General features: G+C 43.0%; 18 protein-coding genes. 13 read left to right on the top strand and 5 right to left on the bottom strand.

All coding sequences use genetic code 11. The features are described from left to right. Nucleotides 1–108: 108 nt before the first annotated feature. The 4 genes from T426_RS0110900 (at nucleotide 109) to T426_RS0110885 (ending at nucleotide 3,624) form a co-directional block, all read left to right on the top strand. Entirely contained in the window at nucleotides 109–990 is an 882-nt protein-coding gene (locus T426_RS0110900; protein WP_025864716.1) for an ATP-binding protein, read from the top strand. Between the two features lie 53 nt (nucleotides 991–1,043). Then, nucleotides 1,044–2,687: a hydroxylamine reductase gene (gene hcp / locus T426_RS0110895; RefSeq protein ID WP_025864717.1), complete on the top strand. Its 1,644-nt coding sequence runs from the start codon at nucleotides 1,044–1,046 to the stop codon at nucleotides 2,685–2,687. Nucleotides 2,688–2,894: 207 nt separating this feature from the next. After that, complete coding sequence (locus T426_RS0110890; protein ID WP_025864718.1) at nucleotides 2,895–3,215, top strand: cupin domain-containing protein; 321 nt, start codon at nucleotides 2,895–2,897, stop codon at nucleotides 3,213–3,215. A gap of 88 nt (nucleotides 3,216–3,303) precedes the next feature. Further along, the gene (locus T426_RS0110885; protein ID WP_025864719.1) at nucleotides 3,304–3,624 is read left to right on the top strand and encodes a nitrous oxide-stimulated promoter family protein; all 321 of its coding nucleotides are present in this window, start codon (nucleotides 3,304–3,306) and stop codon (nucleotides 3,622–3,624) included. 126 nt (nucleotides 3,625–3,750) lie between these two features. On the opposite strand, the gene T426_RS0110880 is transcribed toward T426_RS0110885, so the two are convergent. Then, the gene (locus T426_RS0110880) at nucleotides 3,751–4,023 is read right to left on the bottom strand and encodes a hypothetical protein (protein ID WP_025864720.1); all 273 of its coding nucleotides are present in this window, start codon (nucleotides 4,021–4,023) and stop codon (nucleotides 3,751–3,753) included. Between the two features lie 591 nt (nucleotides 4,024–4,614). On the opposite strand from T426_RS0110880, the gene T426_RS0110875 reads away from it, so the two are divergent. From T426_RS0110875 to T426_RS0110850, 5 genes are all read left to right on the top strand, one after another. Then, the gene (locus tag T426_RS0110875; protein WP_025864721.1) at nucleotides 4,615–4,938 is read left to right on the top strand and encodes a hypothetical protein; all 324 of its coding nucleotides are present in this window, start codon (nucleotides 4,615–4,617) and stop codon (nucleotides 4,936–4,938) included. A 13-nt stretch (nucleotides 4,939–4,951) separates the two neighbouring features. Next, complete coding sequence (locus tag T426_RS0110870; protein ID WP_027585687.1) at nucleotides 4,952–5,278, top strand: hypothetical protein; 327 nt, start codon at nucleotides 4,952–4,954, stop codon at nucleotides 5,276–5,278. 50 nt (nucleotides 5,279–5,328) lie between these two features. Next, nucleotides 5,329–5,649: a hypothetical protein gene (locus T426_RS25105; RefSeq protein WP_025864723.1), complete on the top strand. Its 321-nt coding sequence runs from the start codon at nucleotides 5,329–5,331 to the stop codon at nucleotides 5,647–5,649. A gap of 63 nt (nucleotides 5,650–5,712) precedes the next feature. Continuing rightward, nucleotides 5,713–6,039 carry a hypothetical protein gene (locus T426_RS0110860; RefSeq protein ID WP_025864724.1) on the top strand — a complete coding sequence of 109 codons (327 nt, stop codon included), beginning with the start codon at nucleotides 5,713–5,715 and terminating at the stop codon, nucleotides 6,037–6,039. Nucleotides 6,040–6,691: 652 nt separating this feature from the next. Beyond that, nucleotides 6,692–8,053, top strand: a complete 1,362-nt coding sequence (locus T426_RS0110850; protein ID WP_234406712.1) for a sigma-54-dependent transcriptional regulator — start codon at nucleotides 6,692–6,694, stop codon at nucleotides 8,051–8,053. On the opposite strand, the gene T426_RS0110845 is transcribed toward T426_RS0110850, so the two are convergent. Next, nucleotides 8,050–10,521 (bottom strand): ATP-binding protein, encoded by a 2,472-nt coding sequence (locus tag T426_RS0110845; RefSeq protein WP_025864727.1) that lies wholly within the window; start codon nucleotides 10,519–10,521, stop codon nucleotides 8,050–8,052. The genes T426_RS0110850 and T426_RS0110845 overlap by 4 nt on opposite strands. A gap of 248 nt (nucleotides 10,522–10,769) precedes the next feature. Here T426_RS0110845 and T426_RS0110840 point away from each other — a divergent pair, with 248 nt between their 5' ends. Continuing rightward, nucleotides 10,770–11,354 carry a DUF502 domain-containing protein gene (locus T426_RS0110840; RefSeq protein WP_025864728.1) on the top strand — a complete coding sequence of 195 codons (585 nt, stop codon included), beginning with the start codon at nucleotides 10,770–10,772 and terminating at the stop codon, nucleotides 11,352–11,354. A gap of 46 nt (nucleotides 11,355–11,400) precedes the next feature. Here the strand turns inward: T426_RS0110840 and mnmA are convergent, their stop codons facing one another. Further along, nucleotides 11,401–12,462, bottom strand: coding sequence for a tRNA 2-thiouridine(34) synthase MnmA (mnmA, locus tag T426_RS0110835; protein ID WP_025864729.1), 1,062 nt, complete (start codon nucleotides 12,460–12,462; stop codon nucleotides 11,401–11,403). A 52-nt stretch (nucleotides 12,463–12,514) separates the two neighbouring features. Continuing rightward, nucleotides 12,515–13,735 carry a hypothetical protein gene (locus tag T426_RS23430; protein ID WP_025864730.1) on the bottom strand — a complete coding sequence of 407 codons (1,221 nt, stop codon included), beginning with the start codon at nucleotides 13,733–13,735 and terminating at the stop codon, nucleotides 12,515–12,517. A 147-nt stretch (nucleotides 13,736–13,882) separates the two neighbouring features. On the opposite strand from T426_RS23430, the gene T426_RS0110825 reads away from it, so the two are divergent. From T426_RS0110825 to T426_RS0110815, 3 genes are read left to right on the top strand one after another with little or no spacing between them, the layout of a single operon-like run. Further along, on the top strand, nucleotides 13,883–15,247 hold the full coding sequence (locus tag T426_RS0110825; protein ID WP_036984552.1) for a serine hydrolase domain-containing protein: 1,365 nt from the start codon (nucleotides 13,883–13,885) through the stop codon (nucleotides 15,245–15,247). A gap of 23 nt (nucleotides 15,248–15,270) precedes the next feature. Then, on the top strand, nucleotides 15,271–16,305 hold the full coding sequence (locus tag T426_RS0110820; protein WP_025864732.1) for an agmatine deiminase family protein: 1,035 nt from the start codon (nucleotides 15,271–15,273) through the stop codon (nucleotides 16,303–16,305). A 22-nt stretch (nucleotides 16,306–16,327) separates the two neighbouring features. Further along, nucleotides 16,328–17,215, top strand: coding sequence for a carbon-nitrogen hydrolase (locus T426_RS0110815; RefSeq protein WP_027585685.1), 888 nt, complete (start codon nucleotides 16,328–16,330; stop codon nucleotides 17,213–17,215). Between the two features lie 123 nt (nucleotides 17,216–17,338). On the opposite strand, the gene T426_RS0110810 is transcribed toward T426_RS0110815, so the two are convergent. Then, on the bottom strand, nucleotides 17,339–18,283 hold the full coding sequence (locus tag T426_RS0110810; protein ID WP_025864733.1) for a mechanosensitive ion channel family protein: 945 nt from the start codon (nucleotides 18,281–18,283) through the stop codon (nucleotides 17,339–17,341). Nucleotides 18,284–18,313: the final 30 nt, after the last annotated feature.

Here is an 18,313-nt window from a genome sequence, read left to right as displayed (position 1 = left end):
TTTTTGTACAAATATACCGAATTGTAACAGCTGTTACACTTTTCAGGTAGGGGCTGCTCTACATTTGTAATGTAAAACTTAAACAACAGCAACAAACAATAAAAGAATATGAAACGCGACATCATCCATATAGACGACGAAAAATGCACTGGTTGTGGTCTTTGTGTACCCAATTGCCACGAAGGTGCATTGCAGATTATTGACGGGAAGGCAGTTCTAATCAGCGATTTGATGTGTGACGGTTTGGGAGCGTGCATCGGGCACTGTCCGGAAGGAGCCATTACCATTGAAAACCGTGAGGCGGAGCCATACGATGAGGTCAAGGTGATGGAAATCATGGTGAGTAAAGGATTCAACACGGTAGTGGCGCATCTGAAGCATTTGCGCGAACACAATGAGACAGGATTTCTGAAGCAGGGAATGGGGTATTTGGTGGAAAATGCAAAGACTTTGCCTTTCTCTGTTCAGTCGGTGAAGGATGCTGTTCACGCTGAGCCGAAGCCTGTGAATGGGAGCAGTTGTGGTGGTGGATGCCCGAGCTCTCAAACTGTAGTTTTTAATCCGGAGGAGTTAAAGCTGATGCCTAAGGGCGAAAATGGTTCATTGGCATCTCAACTTCGTCAGTGGCCTGTGCAGATGCATCTTATCAATCCGGTAGCGCCTTATTTTCGCGGTGCAGACTTGCTGGTCGCAGCTGATTGTACTGCTTTTACCATGGGTGATTTTCATCAGAATTACCTGAAGGATAAATCGTTGGTTATCGCTTGTCCGAAACTGGATTCCGGAAAAGAGATTTACCTCGAAAAGTTAATCACACTCATCAACGAAGCAAAGGTGAACACGATAACGGTTCTGATGATGGAAGTTCCTTGTTGCGGTGGTTTGCAGCAATTGGTCCAAATGGCCACCCAGCGGGCAAGTCGGAAAGTTCCGGTAAAAGCTATCACCGTCAGCATTCGTGGAGAAGTACTGGAAGAAGAATGGGTATAAATACACTAAAATGAGTAGTTAATCATAAAACTTAATCTTTAAAACGAATAATCATGAGTATGTTTTGTTTTCAATGTCAGGAAGCCTCAAAAGGCGAAGGTTGCATAATTAAAGGTATTTGCGGTAAAACCGATGATGTAGCCAATTTGCAGGATTTACTGGTCTTTGTTACCAAAGGAATATCGATATACGCACAGGAAGCACGTCAAATGGGAATTGAGTGGGAGCCCGTAAACCGCTTTGTGTTCGACGCTCTCTTCATGACCATCACCAATGCCAATTTTGACAAAACGAAAATTGAAGAAAAAATTCGTGAAGGCTTGAAACTTCGTACTGAATTGAAAAACCGTTTTGAGGCAGAAGGTGGTAAATTGCTCAATACGCATGAATCGGTTACCTGGGAAGCTGATACTTTGGAAGCATTCGAAGAAAAAGCTGCTAACGTGGGAGTTCTCTCTACTGCGAATCCTGATGTTCGTTCTTTGCGTGAGTTGGTTGTTTACGGAGTGAAAGGTATTGCTGCGTATGCCGAGCACGCATTCAATCTCGGTTACGAAAAGAAAGAATTGTATGCTTTCATGCAAAAGGCATTGGCAGCAACTACAGATGATACTCTTTCGGTTGACGATTTAGTTGCCTTGACGATGGAGACCGGAAAGTATGGCGTGGATGTGATGGCATTGCTCGACCAGGCGAATACTGAAAGCTATGGTAACCCTGAAATTACAGAGGTAAACCTTGGCGTACAGAAGAATCCAGGTATTTTGGTCAGCGGTCACGATTTGAAGGATTTTGAAGAATTGCTGAAGCAAACTGAAGGAACCGGGGTGGATATTTACACCCATAGCGAAATGTTGCCTGCTAACTATTACCCGGCTTTCAAGAAGTATGATCACTTTGTTGGTAACTACGGTAATGCATGGTGGAAGCAAAAAGAGGAATTTGAAGCGTTCAACGGGCCGGTGTTGCTTACGACTAACTGTTTGGTTCCTCCTGCTGATGCGTACAAAGATCGGGTTTATACCACCGGAGCAGCAGGTTTCGACGGGGTAAAACATATTGCACCCCGAAAAGATGGTGAACCGAAAGATTTCTCTGAAATTATCGAACACGCGAAGAAATGCGCTGCGCCGACGGAATTGGAAACCGGAACCATCGTAGGTGGCTTCGCACATAACCAGGTGATGCAGTTGGCTGACAAAGTTGTTGATGCTGTAAAAACAGGGGCGATCAAGAAGTTTTTTGTAATGGCTGGTTGCGATGGACGGATGAAAAGCCGTGATTACTATACCGAATTTGCTGACAAACTCCCTGAAGGGACAGTAATTTTGACAGCAGGATGCGCTAAATATAGGTACAATAAACTTTCACTAGGTGATATCGGTGGCATTCCCCGTGTATTGGATGCCGGACAATGTAACGACTCTTATTCATTAGCGGTAATCGCATTGAAACTGAAAGAAGTATTCGAATTGAACGACATAAATGAATTGCCGATTGCGTACAATATTGCATGGTACGAACAGAAGGCTGTAATTGTATTGCTGGCGTTGCTCTATCTCGGGGTAAAAAATATTCATCTTGGACCGACACTTCCGGCATTTCTTTCACCAAACGTGGCCAATGTACTGGTAGAAAACTTCGGAATTGCCGGAATCAAAACGGCAGATGAAGATATTGAGGTTTTCATGGGTTAAGTTTAGGTTGATTGGCCAATAAGAACCAAGCCTTCTAAAGAAGCATTCAATTTTTGATTGGTTTAGCATAGCAAAGCAGGTTGAACTGCAGTTTTTGGATTGAAAAGTGAAGATGATGACTCAATCGGTTTCCCGAAACGGAAAGTGAGTTGGATAGAGGAGAAATCGGGACCGGTCGGGCTCATCAAAAAAAAGAGTAAGTAAGTTATGGAAAAAGGAAAACAGTTTAACGTTGCTTCAGGTATTGAATATGCTGAAGGAGCGGTGGTCAGTAAAACCATCATAAAAGAGTCGACTGGTACCATCACATTGTTTGCCTTTGATAAAGGGCAGGAATTGAGTCCGCACACTGCACCATTCGATGCCCTGGTGCAAATGATGGAAGGGAAAGCTACCATTACGGTTGGAGGTGAACGTGCAGAAATGGAATCTGGTGAAGCCATCATCCTTCCGGCGAATATTACTCATGCCGTTGAAGCAACGGAATCGTTTAAAATGCTGTTGACCATGATTAAAACCAATTTATAAATACACGAAGTAGTTAATAGACTAATTAGTCATTCTTCCCGCCGGACCTTGTTCGGTGGGATTTTATTTTTTATATGCAATAAAATCAATGATTGGGAAGCGTTCAGAAGAAAAGCAAATCGTTACACTCATGATCGAATTATATTGTCGGAAGAATCACCGGCGGGAAATAATCTGTTCTGATTGTGAGGAGTTAATTGATTATGCAGCGACGCGATTGGACAAGTGTATGTTTGGTGATGAAAAACCAGCTTGCAAGCATTGTTTGGTTCATTGTTACAAACCGGTAATGCGGGAAAAAATTCGTGAGATAATGCGTTGGGCCGGACCAAGAATGATATTCTATCGCCCGGGAGCAGCAGTACGCCACATGTTGTCGAAACCTTTACGAAAGCGAATGAGAACTTAGTATTTTAATCCGTCAGTTTGATAGCTACTACTAGGGGCCTTCGGAATTGAATAAGCGCATATTCCCCCCCGCGACTGAAACATTTTCAGTATTCCTTACGACGAAAAAAGCCGGATAAATTCCGGCCTATGATAAAAAGATTTCTTTAAAAATCATCTCGATTTCAGCGTCAACTGACGGCGGGATCTTGTAATGATCCGTGTAGTCGAAAGTTATTCCTTCATCCAGTTCATGGACGATCAGAATGTCTGTTAACGTCTTCGGACTCTTTCCCCAGTAATCTCTGATTTCCGTCAATCTTTCATCTTTACTGATGATCTCTTTCACAATTCTGTTCTTAAATCTTCTCTTTTGTTCCTGAAAAGATCTAACTGTTTGTAATTCTGAAGTTCTACTCATTCTAGTTGGGTTTAAATTTGTTGTTTGGTGGTTTACTTAAACTGTAATATCATCACGTTATTTTGTTTTCTGTTATGCCAATTTACATCTTACCATGAACAGAAAAAAGGAAACAGGTTATACAGCATATGGCTGTAATTATCAATATATGTTGATGTAACGAGTGTCAGTCCCGTTTTAGTGCCTTCAAATAGCAGTTTCTCAAAAAGATATGTGTTTAACTGTTTATAAGTGAATGGTATAGATGTTTTTTAACATTTCTGTTGTACGGCAGTATAAAAACGTGATTTAAATCATGGCATTCCCTTGTGACATATCTACTTACTGTTGTTCTGACTATATCCTTCTCACTCATCTTCCCCAAATCATATTGTCATCCACAAGCTGTGTACTCAAACTGTGGAATTGCTTCTACATATCGATGTAAAATTATATTATCATAATGATGTGAATGAAAATCGAAATAGGTATAAGTATCATGCATTGTGCATGTTGCGTCATTGTCCCCGCTTGGTGTTCCGAGTTTGGCACGACCTTTTCTATAGTAGATACCGAAGACAAACAGATATTTGAATAAATAAACGAATTAACATGAAAAATCACTCTTCCATAGAGTTTCTTTTGTTCCCGGTTTCGTCAGCCGATATAACCGGACAAGTAGAAGATGAGCACTCAAAGAATGGCTCTTCTGTGGAACAGGTGGTTTTTGACGTTATTCAGTTGAGTGATTTACCAATGGCCGTAAAGGAATCGGTTGCTGAAGAATTAACCGGATGCCGTTTATCAAACCAGGTGATTACCGGTTCCATCAATGGAAAGCCGGTTTTCCGCTTAACCTTTCGGTCTCCATCAGGAATTAACAATGTTTTGTACAAAGCTGATGGTGAAAGGTACATTGCTCAGTTACAAAATTAAAGAAAGATTAATTATGCGATTACTATCCCTCATAGGATTGATTGCAATTGTTTCACTGGTGGCACGAAAGTCGGTAGAAGCTCAGGATAGTTTTGCCGGTCAACGAATGGCTACAGAGTTTAAAATTAGTTTTAATCGAATTGAATTATCGGACGTTCCGGCGTTTGTCAGCCTGGCAGTAAAAAGTGAATATCGGCAGGTTTCAATATCACAGGCATATAAAAGTCGTCTTCCATGCGGAATGGTTATTTACAAGTTGTACCTGAACGTTGAAGGAAGCATAAGGGTAACCTATTATGAGGAAGATGGACGTAAATATATTCCGGGTACGGATGATTAAATTGAAATAGAAAATAATTTTCTGGAAAGAGGGATTTAAACAGGGGAGATATGAAGAAGTTATTTTTTACCGTTGCCATACTTTTTTCGATGGCTACAATATATGCGGTCAATGCCAATCCGGTTGATACGGAGATGCAGGGAACGACCATAACCTGGCAACAACCGGACTTTACACAAATTGGTGTAAGCAGTCTGCCACAAGCTATTCGCGAAGCGGTTAGTGACCAATTCAAAGATGCTACCATTACAGGAGCTTTTGTGGCCAATTTGAATGATGGAACAAAATTGTACAAAGTGATTTTAAATGTGGAAGGCCATGAAAAATCGGTAATGTTTAACGAAGATGGCTCACGTTATCAAATAAATTGAACAAAAGATTCAAATCACCAGCAAATTTCTAAATATTAACAATTGTATTAAAACGAGTTAGTTATGAAGAAAGTATTAATCCCATTGGTTTTAGTTTTTGCTCTTGGCACAGGCTATGTTGCTAATGCTGCCAATTCAGGCTCTAAAACAATGAATTCGTCTTATGTGATGCAATCGGAACTGAAATTTATTTCGGTTGATGTGGCTGATTTGCCCGAGGCTGTGACCAAGGCTGTGAGCAATGATTACAAAGATGCCAAAATCAGTCAGGCTTCGGTTGCGACCACTGAAGACGGATCAAAAGTATATAAAATTGTTCTCCAGTTAAATGGACAGAGCATGACTGCCACTTATAATGAGGATGGCAGTAAATACGAGCCGGAATCGTAATCCGGTAAGCTTTAGAGCAGTAAATTCCAATTATAAATACAAAAACCAATTGTGAAGACACTAAGGACATTTACTGTTCACGAACAAACTTTAAATCGTAGATTTCTAAATACCGTTCATACTTGTATTGTTTAGTCAAGGCTGTTCCCGCGTGGTTTTCCTGGCACGGTTGGCCACTATGGGGCAGCTTTTATTGACGACACATTCAGAATTTAGGTTTAGGTTTATTATCGCAAGATGTGTCGGAAATAACAGGATAAATGCTTCCGGCGTAATGGTGGGATATTACCTGGTAGTTGGTCCTGATAATGACGGCACAAAATGTTTATTGACTGCTCATGAAAGACCGGGAAAAGATGAAGGCGGCCATAAAAAAGGGGGATGGCTGCTGATTCTGCTCCCATTGTTTAAACCGAGTAACGTCAGGCGTTCTTATAAATTAGGTTTTGAGAGAATTCACTAAGGTAGGTCAGAAATCCTACCGATTTAAAGTTTTTCACATAAAAGCGGGTTGTTTGAACAATCCGCTTTTTTATTTTTTAATTATATAATATCATTTACCTTTTACGCGTTGAATAAAAGGGTTTCTGCCTAAAAATTTTATCTTTATTCGCGAACAGATTTCTTTAACGCAAATCTTTGCCTGATATTGATGGACATGCCCCGATTATTGATTGTTGATGACGATACCTCCTTCTGCATGTTGTTGCAGGGGTTTTTAAAACGAAAAGGCTTCGAAGCCGATACGGCACATGATTATGAAAAGGCCAGTCAGTCGTTGGCAAAGAATGCCTATGATTTGGTGTTAACAGATTACCGTTTGCCTGATGGCACCGGTATCGATGTGTTAAAAGAGAGTAAGAAGTTGGCGCCTGCCACTGTTGTTATTCTGATTACTGCCTATTCGGATATTCGCGTAGCCGTTGAAGCTGTCAAATTAGGGGCATTTGAATATGTTACCAAGCCTGTCAATTCCGATGAACTGTTTCATGTTATCAGAGAGGGATTGAAAAAGCGGGAAACTTCGGAAAAGAAAACAAAGGAACCTGTTCGAAATGGCCGGAAATTTTTGGTGGGAAGCAGTGAGGAAGCCCGAAAAATAGAAGAACATATTCGCGTAGTTGCTCCAACTGATATTTCCGTTTTAATTATCGGAGACAGCGGCACCGGCAAAGAATATGTAGCCCGTCGGATTCATGAGCTGAGTAAGCGTAAAAAAGAGCCATTTGTAGCGGTTGACTGCGGAGCCCTGCATCCCGATATTGCCGCCAGCGAATTGTTTGGTCATGTAAAAGGCTCGTTCACCGGCGCTGTGAATGATAAGACAGGTCATTTTGAAGCTGTAGGCGAGGGGACCATTTTCCTGGATGAAATTGGCAACCTTTCTTATGATGTGCAGATGAAGCTTTTGCGGGCCATTCATGAACGGATGGGACGCAAAGTTGGAGGGAATAATGAATTTCCTATTAAGGCACGAATTATTGCTGCAACGAATGAGAATTTGAAAAAGGCTGTAGACGAAGGACGGTTTAGAGAAGACTTATATCACCGCTTGAACGAATTTAATATGGCACTTGCTCCTTTGCGCGAGCGGGAAGCCGATTTGATGATGTTTGCCCAATTTTTTCTGGAAGATGCTGTCGCTGAATTTGATAAGTTCATTTCGGGATTTGACGAAGAAGTACAGCGTATATTCATCAGGTATGAATGGCCGGGTAATCTCAGGGAGATGCGGAACATTATTCGCCGTGCCGTTTTGCTTAGTAAATCCGATAGAATTCACCGGGAAGTACTGCCGGAAGAAATCTACAGGAATGATTCAATGAAAAATCTTTCCGATGATGTTCAGCCCGTTGTAAACGATCTGAAGGAAGTAAAAAATCTTTCAGAAAAGGAAGCAATACTACAGGCGCTTGAAAAAACCCGCTATAACAAGACGAAGACGGCCAAATTGCTTGGGATTGACAGAAAAACGCTGTACAATAAACTCCACCTTTACGACATCGAACTTTAAGACAATATATCTTCGCGGAGAAGTGCTCTGACATCATTCCACAACTGACTTAATGCGATAATCGAGGCTCGGATTATATCCCGTTTGGACGGATCATCTTCGGCCACTTCCAGTTGTTTCAGAATTACCACGCCATCCGAGATGGCAAATTGGCGGAAGCCAGTCAGTAATTTATGAGCGGTTTTCCTAATTCCGGGAATATCATTTTCTTTCTCCATCATTTTTAATAATGCAATACTCTCATCAGCATTCAGGATGAAGGTTTCGGTAACGGTACGAAGTAATTCAATATCATCGCCCGAAAAGGTTTTTATCTCGTCGAGGCTGAAACTTGCCTGGGTTCTTTCCTTTCGTTCCAGGTCTTCGATGTCTTTTCCGTTTAGGATCGCATGAAATTTCTGCGCAAGCGATTTTCGGGTAAATGGTTTGGGCATCGCCCACACATTTTCAATAAGCGAAATCTCTTCTACCCGGCTTTCACTCAGGTTCGCGGTCAAAATTAATACCGGCGTGTAGGAACTAAATTCTTTCCGAATCGTTCTGGCCAACGAAATTCCATCAGTGTCGGGCATCTGCACATCGGAAACAATCAGGTCGAAAGTTTCTTTTTTGAGGTAATTCAGTGCTTCAACCGGAGTATAAGCTGAAATTTTTTCGCCGTTCATATCATGAATGAGCGCTTCGAGCAATTGGTGCACCAATGGATCATCATCGATACAAAGTATTTTTTTCCCGGTAAGAAAATCAGGTGCAATTACTTCATCATTCAGTTGATTTCCGGTCGCTTCTTTCATCTGAATGGTGAAGTGGAAAGTACTTCCGGTTCCTTCTTTGCTTTCAAGCCATATCGCGCCTCCCATCAGTTTAATCAATCTTTTGCTGATGGAAAGTCCAAGACCCGTACCGCCGGTCTGTTTTGTTTTCGAATTGTCGACTTGTGAAAATTCTTCAAAGATTTCTTCTTTCTGATCTTCCGGAATACCGATACCTGTATCGGTTACGGCGAAAGCAAGTTTATGATCTTCCCGTTTTACTGAGAATTTGACATATCCTTCTTGTGTGAATTTAATCGCGTTTCCAACCAGGTTAATAAGCACCTGCTTTAATCGCATGCGGTCGGCGCTGAAGTTGGCAAGCCCCTCTTCAACTTCAAAGCTAAAGCCAATTTTTTTGTTCTGAGCGGCCAGTTTCATCTCTTCAAAGACCTCTTTCATCAACTCATTAGGCTTAATTTCATCTTCACTCAGATTAACCATGTTCGCTTCAATTCTTGAAAAATCAAGAATTTCATTCACCATTCGGTGAAGATGACGAGCTGAGCTCAGAAGCGTTTTGGCCATGTTTGCTTGCGGTTTGTTGGACAATCCTTCCGAAAGTAATTCAGCAAAACCGATAACTGATGTCAATGGCGTACGGATTTCGTGACTCATGTTGGCGAGGAATTGTTCCTTTACTTTCAATAATTCGTCCACTTTATCCTTGGATGAGCGTAGCTGGTCATTCAAGCGGCGGCTACGCAAAATGTCGCGGTTCACCCAAAGGATGAATAGAGCAAAAATGATTAATGCTGAAATTCCCAGATAAATCAATTGGTTGAAGGTTTTTCCCCGCATTTGCTCCATCTCCTGACTTTTCACCGCGGACATGTGGAAAGCTTCATCTTCGAGCGATTGTACAACTTCCCGAATTTTGTTCATAATCTGGTTATCCAGTTTGACCAGTTGCTGTTCCTGCGAGCTGAGAGCTCTGGTGAACCGGGCCTGTTGAGCCTGAAACTGTGCTAATTCTCTTTTTATTTGAATAAGCGTTGAATCTTTCCGGACGTGACTCGTTTTTGATGAATCGATCCTTTGTTCGATAACCGGAACTTTATATTTTGTCGGTTCCGGTTTTTTTCCGGTAAGGAAATCGGAAAGTTTTTGGAGGGTTTTGCGTTTTACCGGGGCTCCTTGTTTTTCCATCGAGTCGATGAAAGTCGAAGTATATTTTGTCGTGGTTATCTCATATTCCAGCGTGTCGGGAATAATACTGATCAACTCGCCGTATTGTTTTCTGTATTTGTTGATGATGTTGATTTGAATCAGACTTTCCATCAGTTGTTCTTTCTCGGCGAACAATCCCTGGATGGTGTCGATCTGACTTAAAGCCAGCGAATCAGTAAAATACTGGTGCAGGTTGTTCACCAATATCTCAATGGAGTCGCGCTTATTGTGATATAGGTCCTTGAATTTCGGATCTTCCGTGATACTGTAAATCCGGCCATATCCTTCTGCTTCAATCATCTGAGAGAGCACCCTGTTGAGAAGGACCATCTTTTGGGGAAAGTTATCGTTGTATGACTGGTTTTTAATTACCCGAACAACACTCACGTAACTGATACCAAAGAACAGAAGGGCAATCACAAACACAATCAGGAAGCCTGCCGTCAACTTGGCTTTTATCCATTTCTCCGGGGCGTTCTTCTTCATGCACAAATCGTTATATTACAAAATGCAATATGCCAAATATCTACACCAACTGAAAGAAAGTAGTTTAAAAAATGAGGTTCAACTCTTATTTTCGGTCTTTGTACGAATAATTCTGTAGTGTACACCCAAGCCTTTGAAATTTTACCGAATAATGGTCACTAACTTATCAGAATATTAACGCTCAGATATATTTTAACCTCAGGCAAATTCGTACTTTTCGAACATCAATAAATTAAAATCAGGAAGGAATGAAAAAGCTGGTTACCTATTTCTTGCAAGGGCTTTTAATGGTCGCTCCGCTGGCACTGACTGTCTATTTTGTTTTCGAAATATTTGATGTTACCGACGGCATCCTACGCACCTATTTGGATGACTGGCTTGGATTCAGAGTGCCCGGTCTTGGCATCGTTATCATATTTGTTCTGCTCGTTATTCTCGGTTTTGTGGGTGAAAGCATTATTGCTACTCCTTTTCGTAACTTTTTCAACCGGATTTTATCGAGTACGCCTTTCCTTAATCTGATTTACTCTTCGTTAAAGGATTTGTTTTCTGCTTTTGTTGGAAAAGAGAAAAAGTTCAACTCTCCGGTTATGGTTTTGATGAGCGAATCGGAAGATATCTGGAAGGTGGGGTTCATTACCCAGGAATCATTGGAAGAAATTGGATTGGAAGATAAAGTGGCGGTTTATTTTCCGTTGGCTTACAGCTTTGCCGGTGAACTGTTTTTTGTTCCGGTTGAACGAGTAAAATATCTGGATATTCCACCAGCCGAGGCGATGAAATTTATTGTTTCCGGTGGTGTCACCCGGATTGATGCAGTAAACAGGGAATAACCAGGAGAAGATTTACAGTATTCTCTATTCCCTCGTTTTTCATTTATCACTGTTCATTGTCCACTATCCAACCACCGCCCAGAACTATGTCATCTAAATAGAATGTGGCTGTTTGTCCGGCCGCTTCCCTTACAATAGATTCAGAAAGTTTCACTTCCAGGTACTTTTCGTTCAGAACGCGAAGAGTTGCGGGTGTGGCCTGTTTTCGGTACCGAATTCGCACGATTAATTCACTCGTAAGCGCTGTCTCTGAATCTACCAGATGATAGTCCTTTAACAAAATTCGATTGGTCATTAGATCTTCCTGGTTTCCAATGACAACCTCATTCGTTTGAGGCCGAATGGCAGTCACATACAATGCCTTGTTCAGATGAATGCCCAAACCCCGCCGTTGCCCGATGGTATAATAGACGTATCCTTTGTGACGGCCGAGTACGTCGCCTGTCGTTGAAACAAAATTCCCGGGCCCGGGAAGAAGTTGTTGATCTGCTAATCTCTGTTTGAGAAAAGGCCGGTAATCGTTTGGAACAAAACAGATGCCCATGCTGTCTTTTTTCCCGGCAACTTTTTTAAAATCTCTGTTAGCTGCTATATCGCGTACTTCTGTTTTCTTCAATTCACCTAACGGGAAGATGATTCGTTTGAGGTATTTTTGTGGAAGTCCCCAGAGAAAGAATGATTGTTCTTTATCGGGATCTTTTCCCCGCGCGATAAAATATTTTCCGTTTTGATGAATTGTGCGCGCATAGTGGCCGGTTGCCAGATGATCGAAACCAAGCTCATCGGCTTTTTGAGCGAGGTATTCCCATTTGATGTGATTGTTGCAGAAAACACAGGGATGAGGAGTTCTTCCGGCCAGGTATTCATTTTCAAAATGCTGGATAACCGATTGCTCGAACTCCTTCCGGATGTCCATCACATAATGCGGAATTGCTAAGCTTTCGGTCAGCTTTTTCGCTTCAGAAATAAATTCAGGTTCTTCATCGTTTTTATCGAACATCCGAAAAGTCACTCCGGCTACTTCATATCCCTGTTCTTTCAGTAACATGGCTGCTACTGAACTGTCGGTTCCGCCGCTCATCCCGAGTAGTACTTTCTTGCCTTTCATCGTTGCAAAAGTAGATAATGGGGAACAAACAAAACGATAAAATCAAAGATGTTTATGTTGAAGGAGTACTAGCCGGCTTTTTTTTCGACATGTTGACTTTGGGAGCCCGTTTAAATTCCTTTGTACGATCGAAGAGGTAACGATAGGTGATATGTGTTTTGTAGATTTTACCTCCGATAAATTCGGCTACCTTCATCATTACCGGGTTAAAATCGCCAATCCAGTTCAGTTCGAGTGTTTTATAAGGAAAGGTAGGCTTCATCGCTTCTTTCTCGAAGGCTATTACCATGGCACCTTCAACGCCTTTCCCCTGAAATTCCGGTATCACGCCGAATATTCGTCCAATGACGCGATCGACAGACTTGGATATTTTCAGGTGATAGAAGAATATCAACCGGGTCAACCAATTCCATTTGCCCCAGAAACGGCGGGTAATTTGCCCAAGATCCGGCATCATGACAAAAAACCCGATGGGTTGGTCGTTGTGATAGGCGAAATAGACCAGACGCTCATCCATAATCGGTTCCATGGTTTTCAGCAATTCCATCGCTTCCTGATCGCTCAGTCCCTTAATCCCGTTGAAATCGGCCCATGCTTTGTTGTAAACTTCTTTAAAATCGAAGGCAAATTGCTTGTTGCCCTTTTCTATCATTTCTACATGATATTCCGGTAGACTGAGCAGGTAATCGGCACGCCTTCTGATGGCGGGATGCAGTCCTCCGGGTTCAAATTTTCGCTGGTAAGTGTGTTGTCTGAAGTAATCCTGAAAGCCGTAGGCCTCAAATAATTCACGGTAGTAAGGGAAATTATAAGGCATGTTATACACCGGTTCGTGAAATCCCTCAACCAAACAGCCCCAGAATGAATCACGCATACCCAGACTTACCGGTCCGTCCATGGCTTCCATACCCCGCTCTTTCAACCACTCTTTTCCGGCATCAAACAACATGAAAGCAGCATCTTTATCATTGATGCATTCGAAAAAACCGACTCCTCCGGTTGGCTGCTCATTCGTAACTGCCGATTCTTTTTCGTAAAAAGCGGCGATTCGTCCGACAGTACTTCCGGATTCATCTTTCAATATCCAACACTGACTGTCACCTTGTGCTAAAAGTTTATTGCGTTCCGGGTCGAGAACGGCAAGAATTTCATTATCAAGTGGTCGTGACCAGTTATTATCGTTTTGGTAAAGTCGTACCGGTAGATCGAAAAACTCCTTACGGGTTTGCTCATCAATGACTTCAATCAAACGGTAGGTCTGTGCGTTCTTCATGGAATCTATGGTTTGCCTGGCGATTAAACGTTCAAAAGTAGCAAAAAATTGCCAGCATGGATAATGGGTGTATTTAAAGGAATTAACCAACACTTAGTGGTCACAGATTTATCATTATCTTTGGTTTGAAACATAAAATTCCATCAAATGAAGCTGAAAAGGATTATCCCTGTCTCATTGGTTCTTATCGTTGTTGCGTTGGTTGCCTGGCAATACCCCCGATTTTATATTGCCACCGGATATGGAGCGAAATGTTTGGCATCGGGAGTTTTTGTGGCTCATCGGAATGCGGACCAGGTAATTGCTCAGGATCTGGATTATTCTATTGTAAAATATACCCATAGTAAGATTGATTATCAGAAGAAAACCGTAACAACCTCTTTCCTGGGAATGGCTCATCAAACGGCTGTTTACCGCAAAGGGTTAGGTTGTACGCTGGTGGGTGATATGCCGGAGAAAGAAGTTCGCTCTGAATCGCATAGCCAATTGCCTCCACAACCTGCCGATCCGTTTGAGGTAGCCTGGCCTACAGGTGACCAACTAAAGGATACGATATTTCCCGAGATTAATTATACAAAGTTGAAGAAAGCTATGGATGATGCCTTCGACCACGGAAACGAAGATCTGAAAAGGACTGCCGCTGTTGCTGTTGTGTATAAAAATCAGTTGGTAGGCGAGGAGTATTGGACGAAAGAGGAGATTACGCCGGAAACCCGGTTGTGGGGCTGGTCAATGGATAAAAGTATCATCAATGCCATGTTGGGTGTTTTAAACCGGGAAGGCAAACTGAATGTCAACGAACCGGCGCCTGTACCTGAGTGGCAGAATGATCAGCGAAAGAGCATTACCGTCAATAACTTGATGCATATGAGCAGCGGGTTGAAATGGAATGAGGATTACGGAAATGTTTCGGATGTGACGGTAATGCTGTACCGAAAGGGAGACGTTTACAAAGCAGCTGTAAAAGCACCTTATGGCGTGAAGCCGGGAACCCAATGGTACTACTCTTCGGGTACAACCAATATCCTTTCGGGAATGATTCGTCATATAATAGGAAATGATAGTGATTACCTCGATTTTCCCCGGAAGGAAATATTCAATAAAATCGGGATGCGCAGCATGCTAATGGAGACTGATGCCGCCGGGAATTTTGTTGGCTCATCGTACGGTTATGCCACGGCTCGTGACTGGGCCCGGTTCGGACTTTTGTATCTGAACAACGGAATCTGGCAGGGCGATACCATTGTTTCACCTGATTGGGTGAAATATACCCGAACTCCAGCACCTGCATCGAAAGGCAATTATGGTGCGCAGTTCTGGCTTAATCGCGATAAATCGATACCGGATGCGCCGGAGGACATGTTCTATTGTGATGGTCACCGGGGGCAGCGGATTTTTATCATGCCATCGAAAAAGCTGGTGGTTGTCAGGCTTGGATTTTCGCTGGAACATTTCAGTGATGATGCTTTCCTGAAAGAGATATTGGCCGCTTTTAAGAACAACCAACAATAACCGAAAAATTCTACATTTGCGCCATGACAAAAGCAAGTGCAAATACCTTTCTTCCGGCCGAGTGGTATCCGCAAAGCGGCGTGATGCTCACCTGGCCTCACGCCGGGACGGACTGGTCGGAAATGCTTGATGAAGTAGAGGAAAGTTTTATCGCTATCGCGAATGAAATTGCCAGGCGCGAACAGTTGGTGATTGTTTGTCAGGACGCAGATGAATTGAAAAAAAAGCTGGCGGGCATCAATTGGGCGAATGTGCATTTGTATGAAATGCCGTCCAACGATACCTGGGCGCGCGATCATGGTCCGATTACGGTTTTTCGCGATGGTGCACCGATATTATATGATTTCCGCTTTAACGGCTGGGGCCAGAAGTTTCCGTCAAATCACGATAATCAGATTACTCGCCGCCTTTTCAACAAAGAGGCTTTTTCGGCAAATGCCGGATATGCTAACTTTCTGGAGTTTGTGCTCGAAGGTGGCGCAATTGAATCGGATGGCGAGGGAACAGTACTCACCACCACGGAATGCTTGTTATCGCTCAACCGGAATGAGCATATGAATAGAGAGGAAATTGAGCATTTGCTGAAAGATGTTTTTGGTTTGAATCGGGTGTTGTGGCTGAACAACGGTTACCTGGCCGGTGATGATACCGATAGCCATGTCGATACCTTGGCTCGTTTTTGTGATGCCGGAACCATTGCCTACGTCAAATGTTCGGACCCGGAAGATGAGCATTTTGAAGCTTTAAAGCGGATGGAAGAGGAACTGAAAACATTTACAACACAAGAGGGGAAACCTTATCGTCTGCTGGCCTTACCCATGGCTGACGCTGTTTATGATGAGGAAGGCCGACTACCGGCCACATACGCCAATTTCCTGATTATGAACAATGCAGTTCTGCTTCCGTTTTACGGATCAAAGAAGGACGAGGAAGCCAAAGAGATCCTGCAGGACGCTTTCCCCGAAAGGGAGATTATTGGCATCAATTGTTTGCCCCTTATCAAACAGCATGGCTCGTTACACTGTGTCACCATGCAGTTTCCCAAAGGTGTGTTGTAAGAATTGAAAAATTGAGAGAATCATGAGCAAAAAAATAAAAGCCGGACTGATTCAGCAGGCGAATTCAGAAAATGTTCAGAGCAATATCGATAAACTGACCGAAAGCATTGCGGACTGTGCGAAAGGCGGTGCGGAGTTGGTGGTATTGCAGGAGTTGCACAACAGCCTCTATTTCTGTCAGACGGAAGAGACCTGTCAGTTTGATTTGGCCGAGCCGATTCCGGGTCCATCGACGGAGCATTACAGTAAGTTGGCAAAAGAGCATGGCATTGTACTGGTTACTTCGTTGTTCGAGAAGCGGGCGCCCGGTTTGTATCATAACACGGCTGTGGTTTTCGAGAAAGATGGTTCCGTTGCCGGGAAGTACCGTAAAATGCATATTCCGGATGATCCGGCTTATTACGAAAAATTTTATTTCACGCCGGGCGATATGGGGTTCGAACCAATTAATACCTCTGTCGGAAGGTTAGGCGTGCTGGTTTGCTGGGACCAATGGTACCCCGAAGCAGCCCGTTTAATGGCCTTGGCTGGCGCCGAAGTACTAATTTATCCGACTGCCATTGGATGGGAATCTTCGGATCCGGAAGATGAACAGCAGCGTCAGCTTGATGCCTGGGTGATATCGCAGCGCGGACATGCTGTAGCAAACGGACTTCCGGTGATTTCGGTGAACCGGGTAGGGCATGAGCCAGATCATTCAGGGCAAACGAAAGGCATTCAGTTCTGGGGAAACAGCTTTGTTGCCGGGCCGCAAGGTGAGTTGCTGGCTACAGCTCCTCATGATTCAGAAGCCAATTTGTTGGTCGATATCGACCTGGAACGTTCCGAAAATGTGCGTCGTTGGTGGCCGTTCCTGCGCGACCGGCGCATCGATGCTTATGACGATTTGCTGAAACGTTTTCGTGATTAATACGAAAGAAAATCGATACCAAATAAAAACGGATGCTTCTGCAGGAAAATCTGCACGGCATCCGTTTTCAGTTATGTTCTTAGAAAAATATTTTTTCCCTTACTAAATAGAACTTTGTAACTATCAGTTTTTAGGCGCTTCACTTAGTAGCTTTTCGTCCTGATTGACTTGCAATTGCAATGGATTGATCTCTTCGCCCCAGTAGATGGTCGTATGCGGGAATGGGATTTCAATGTTCGCCTTGTCGAATGCTATTTTTAACCGGCGCCGGTATTCGCGGCCAACCGCCCATTGTTGAATCGGTTGTGTTTTTAGCCGGGCTTTAATCACTAGAGCGCTGTCGCCAAACTGATCGAGCCCAACCACTTCGATAGGTTCCAGAATCTTATCCTTGAATTCATCGTCCTGTTGCATATTGGCACCTACTTCCTTCATAATATTCATTACCTGGTCCACATCTTCTTTATAGGCTACGCCGATGTCGAAAACCATGGCCGACCACTCTTTGGTCATATTCGATAAGGAATTGATTTTTCCGTTTTGGAAAATATGGACTACTCCTGAGAAATCACGCAATGTTATGGTTCGCAGCTCTATTTTTTCGACAACACCGCCGCTTCCATTGATAATGGCTACATCGCCGATACGGATTTGGTCTTCTAACAGGATGAAGAATCCGGAAATAAAATCCCTGACTAGTTCCTGGGCACCAAAACCGACGGCTAAACCAACAATTCCGGCACTGGCCAGAATAGGGCCGATATCGACACCAAATTTGCGCAATAAAATCATCAGGAAGATGATCCAGATAATGATTTTGCCGGCACCGCGGACAATTCCCATAAGCGTATTGGTTCGCTTTTCCGTTTCCAGCGCATTTTGGTCTGCGGCTCTGGCGGCTCTTCTCAGAATTAGCGCATGCATCTTCTTCACCATAAAACTTAGTAGGCGAAGCGAAACAAGGAAGAGGATAATGATGATAATGATAGAAGGAACATTATTAATGGCCCAATCGGCAAGTGTTGTAATGGCTTTTGACCAAAAGTCACTGCTGAATATTTCTTGCATAAGCTATTTCTTTTTTAGTGTTTAGGAATG

The organism is Prolixibacter bellariivorans ATCC BAA-1284 (genome assembly GCF_000621705.1).
In the GTDB taxonomy this organism is placed as follows: domain Bacteria; phylum Bacteroidota; class Bacteroidia; order Bacteroidales; family Prolixibacteraceae; genus Prolixibacter; species Prolixibacter bellariivorans.
Note: the sequence above shows the minus strand (reverse complement) of the source record. Positions and strands in the feature narration are given on the sequence as shown.